A 4,419-nucleotide genomic window follows, 5' to 3' on the forward strand; every position below is an offset into this window, starting at 1 on the left:
CGACAAACCTACGCAGCGATACACCCAGGCGTGGCCGTCGCGCACAGGGTGCGCTCCCACAAGGGGTGTCGGTGTCACACGGGCGGCGGTGTCCCACGGAGGGAAACAGCGCCGCAACACGCAACTCCAGCCGTGGCCCCAGAAAGCAAATTTGAACCCCACGACATCGGGCCGATCTCGATGAATGCGTGAGCTCTAAACTGTGGGAGCGCACCTTGTGCGCGACAAACCTACGGAGCGATACACCCAGGCGTGGCTGTCGCGCACAGGGTGCGCTCCCACAGGGGTGCCAGGTACCTCGTAGAGGGAGATATCAAGCGGGTGACTGCGCGCGCTCCAGCGCCGCAACGCGCCGTTCCAACCGCGGCCCCAGATAACAATGCGACCCGCACGGCATCAGGCCCACTTCGTTGAACGCCTTCAAATACCAGGACGGCGCGCGTGCATGGAAGCCGTCCATATCGCCATCCACCCCGTCCTTGCTGGTGAACACTTCCAGGAAGGCGACGCCCTCGAGCATGTCGCTGATGCCGGTCAGGCCCGCTCGAATTTCCGCAGGCTTGAGGTAGTGCAGCACATCCGTGCAAACGATGATGTCGAAGCGCTGGTCAAAGCGCAGATATTCCAGTTGCCCAAAGCGCGCCAGGCCGATATTGCGGCTGCGCCCATAACGCGCCACGGCGTATTCACTCGCATCGATGCCCTGGTAAAGCAGGCCGGGACGCAGCTTGAGCAGCGGCGCACGCCACACCCCTTCCCCGCAACCCACATCAAGCACTGAGCGTACCGGCCGGCCAAGGTAGTACTCGGCCTGTGCCACTACCATGGCGACTTTACGGCGCAGCTCAGCGGCTGATGCCACGGTGTGGTCGGGGTGGCGATACCACTTGTCGAAATAGTCGCGGTCGTAAATCTTGGGCACAAGCGATCTCCGGCTTAAGGATAAATAATAGCCCAGCGACGGCGATCACCTGGCCTGAACATGCCATGCAGCAGCATTTACGCAGGAACCTGGGAGCCGCCCCTGATGCCCACGATCCGCATCCGCATGACCGGCACGCGCGACGATGCCGATACCTTGCTCACGATCCTGCACGGGATCGATGGCATCGAACACGTCGAGGAAATCGACGACGAGACCGCCTACCCGCGCGACGATTCCAGCTCCACCGAACTGCCCGACGACAACGGCAGTGAGCTCTTCATGATCGAGGTGCTTGCCTCCGATCGTTTGCACAGTGACGCCGTGCGCGCGGTGACCGAAGTGGAAGCCTCCCTGCTTGGCGCGGTCGTCGAGTTCGTCGACGAATTCTGACGACGCCCGCGCTGCCAAGGCACGCTCGCCACCAAGGACTTGCGCGACGAAACCTGCGGCGTGTCACAGCGCCTACCTGCTTCGTGCATGGACCATCGGTTACAACCCCCGCTGCGTCTGGCTTTCGCGAGTATGACGAAATCGAACCAAACGCCTCGCCGACGGGGCGCGCCGCATGAATCCGCGCCGAACAAAATCGCGAGAGCCGTGCACCCCACGGTAAGCCGGGCGTGCGGAACTGCGTTCCCATGACTGAATCCCAGCCCTCACCTCAGGACATCCGCCGCATGCGTGATACCCCGAACCGCCCTGGCATTCGCCCCTGGCTGGCCGCCTGCAGCCTGTTGTTGGTACTCGGTCCCGGCGCCGCAGCGGCACGCGATGCGCATGCGCTGTCACAGGACGATGTGGACTGGCTGCGCCGCGACAGCTTCGAGCTCGACAGCGCCACCGTCGCCACATATCGCGACCTGGGCCGTTCCCGCCTGCTCGACCGACAACTCGATGGGCGCATCAGCGACGACCTGCCCGCGCCGATCCAGTCGCTGATCAACTCCTACGAAGCCGCCAATACGCCGACCGAGCAACTGCTGGGCAACCTGCGCGACGAGCAGGAGAAGATCAAGAACATGCCCGACGGCGATGACAAGACCGCCGCCAAGAAAGCGCAGCAACAACACGCCAATGATCTGCTGCAGCAGGCGCAGGAAATCGAACTGCTGCACGCCATCTACGGACCGAACCAGCTGAAGGAACAGATGGTGTGGTTCTGGCTCAACCATTTCAGCGTGTACGGCGCCAAGGGACGTGTGCGCTGGGTGGCGGCCGACTATACGCAGAACGCGATTCGCCCCCACGCGCTGGGCAAGTTCCGCGACCTGGTGATGGCGACGCTGGAAAGTCCGGCGATGATGGAGTTCCTGGACAACGCGCAGAATGCGAAGGGCCACGTCAACGAAAACTATGCGCGCGAGCTGATGGAGCTGCACACGCTGGGCGTGGGCTCGGGCTATACGCAACAGGACGTGCAGCAGCTCGCCCTGATTCTTACCGGCGCCGGCGTGGCGCCATTGCGTGACCCCGGCGTCATGCGCCCTCGCCTTGCCGAGATGGTCGTACGCAATGGCCTGTTCGAGTTCAATCCCAAGCGCCACGACTATAGCGACAAGATGTTGCTCGGCCACACCATCAAGGGCAGCGGCTTCGATGAAATCAGCGAAGCGGTGGACCTGATCACCAAACAGCCGGCGTGCGCGCAGTTCGTCTCGAAGAAAATCGCCGAGTACTTCGTTGCCGATGATCCGTCACCCGAACTGGTGGCGAAGATGGCGCACACCTTCCAGCACACCGATGGCGATATCGCCCAGGTGTTGCGCACGATGTTCGAGTCCAAGGAATTGGCCGCCAGCTATGGCAAGAAGTTCAAGGACCCGATGCAATTCATGGTGTCCTCGGTGCGCATGGCTTATGACGGCAAACCGATCGCCAACGCCAAACCGCTGCTCAACTGGCTCAATCAGCTGGGTGAGCCGGTGTTTGGGCGCCTGACGCCGGACGGCTGGCCGCTCGACAGCGCCGGTTGGTCCAGCTCCGGACAGATGGCCAAACGTTTTGAGATTGCCGGCGCCATCGGCACCGGCAACAACCGCCTGCTGACGCCGGAAGGCCAGCCCAAGAGCGGTGGCGATTTCCCCATGCTCACCACGCGCCTGTATTACGACACGTTTGATACGACGCTGAGCGCGCCCACGCGTGATGCGCTGGCCAAGGCGACGACTCAACAGGAATGGAACACCTTCCTGCTCTCGTCGCCCGACTTCAATTATCGCTGAGGCATCGCCATGAATCGTCGCGAATTTTTGCTTGCCGCTGCCACCGCTGCCGTTGCCGCACCGGCGATGTCGTTCTCCGGCAAGCTGTTTGCCGCACCGGCGAATACGCCGCGCTTTTTGCTGGTGTTTCTGCGCGGCGGCTACGACTGCAACAACCTCTTGGTGCCCTATAGCAGCGATTTCTACTACGAGTCGCGTCCGACCCTGGCCATCGCCAAGCCAGATCCGTACAACACCAACAGCGCCATCGGCCTCGACAGCAACTGGGCTTTGAACCCGGTGCTGCGCGATTCCATCTATCCGTTATGGCAGAAGCGCCAGGTCGCCTTCGTTCCCTTTGCCGGCACCGATGATTTGTCGCGCAGCCATTTCGAAACGCAGGACAATATCGAATYGGGCGAGCCATCGGCACAACGCAGCAATTACCGCTCGGGTTTCATGGCGCGGCTGTCGGGACAGATGAGCACGGTGCCGTCGATCGCCTTTACCGACGCGCTGCCGCTCAGCYTCCAGGGCAGCGGCCGCGACATTCCCAATATCTCGCTGCGCGGCAATCCCAAACCGGTGTACGACGAGCGCCAGGCAGGCATTCTCGCCAGCATGTACCGCAATACCTCGCTGGCCTCCGCCGCGGCGGATGGCCTTGAACTGCGCCAAAGCGTGTCCAAGGAGCTGCAGGACGAGATGGTGAAGGCCAATCGCGGCGCGCCGAACGCCAAGAATTTCGCCGACGAGACCCAGCGCATCGCCACCATGATGCGCGACCAATATCGGCTTGGCTTCGTCGATGTCGGCGGCTGGGATACCCACGTCAACCAAGGCAATACCACCGGCCAACTGGCCAACAATCTCGCCAACCTCGGCAAGGGACTGGCCGCCTATGCCGATGCACTGGGCGACGAATGGAACAACACCGTCGTGGTCGTCGTGTCCGAATTCGGCCGCACGTTCCGTGAGAACGGCAACAAGGGCACCGACCATGGACACGGCACGGTGTACTGGGTGCTGGGCGGCAAGGTGAACGGCGGTCGCATTGCGGGCGAGCAAGTGGCCGTGAATGCGCAGAGCCTGCTGCAGAATCGCGACTATCCGGTGATCAACAATTACCGCGATGTGTTGGCTGGGGTGATGGGAAGAATGTGGGGATTATCGAACAGCCAGTTGTTGTCGGTGTTTCCGGGGGCAAGGCCGCGAGATTTGCAGCTTGTCTGATCGCCGAGTCGCGCACAGGGTGCGCTCCCACAAGGGTGAGCGGCAGCCCTACCCCTGTGG

Annotated in this window: 4 protein-coding genes; 3 read left to right on the forward strand and 1 reads right to left on the reverse strand. The window is 62.3% G+C overall.

Annotated features, from left to right (window positions below):
• Nucleotides 1-313: 313 nt before the first annotated feature.
• Entirely contained in the window at nucleotides 314-922 is a 609-nt protein-coding gene (locus AC1DMG_RS20165) for a class I SAM-dependent DNA methyltransferase (RefSeq protein WP_441604635.1), read from the reverse strand.
• 105 nt (nucleotides 923-1,027) lie between these two features.
• Here AC1DMG_RS20165 and AC1DMG_RS20170 point away from each other — a divergent pair, with 105 nt between their 5' ends.
• The 3 genes from AC1DMG_RS20170 (at nucleotide 1,028) to AC1DMG_RS20180 (ending at nucleotide 4,359) form a co-directional block, all read left to right on the forward strand.
• Nucleotides 1,028-1,315, forward strand: a complete 288-nt coding sequence (locus AC1DMG_RS20170) for a hypothetical protein (RefSeq protein WP_441604634.1) — start codon at nucleotides 1,028-1,030, stop codon at nucleotides 1,313-1,315.
• A gap of 287 nt (nucleotides 1,316-1,602) precedes the next feature.
• Entirely contained in the window at nucleotides 1,603-3,147 is a 1,545-nt protein-coding gene (locus tag AC1DMG_RS20175) for a DUF1800 domain-containing protein (RefSeq protein WP_477178790.1), read from the forward strand.
• A gap of 9 nt (nucleotides 3,148-3,156) precedes the next feature.
• Nucleotides 3,157-4,359, forward strand: coding sequence for a DUF1501 domain-containing protein (locus AC1DMG_RS20180; RefSeq protein ID WP_477180983.1), 1,203 nt, complete (start codon nucleotides 3,157-3,159; stop codon nucleotides 4,357-4,359).
• Nucleotides 4,360-4,419 lie beyond the last annotated feature (60 nt).

It is taken from the genome of Dyella sp. 01N36 (assembly GCF_056399745.1).

Excerpts from the sequence above, each read along its gene's own strand:
- AC1DMG_RS20170 (WP_441604634.1), top strand. The coding sequence starts at position 1,028 with ATGCCCACGATCCGCATCCGCATGACCGGCACGCGCGACGATGCCGAT.
- AC1DMG_RS20175 (WP_477178790.1), top strand. The coding sequence starts at position 1,603 with ATGCGTGATACCCCGAACCGCCCTGGCATTCGCCCCTGGCTGGCCGCC.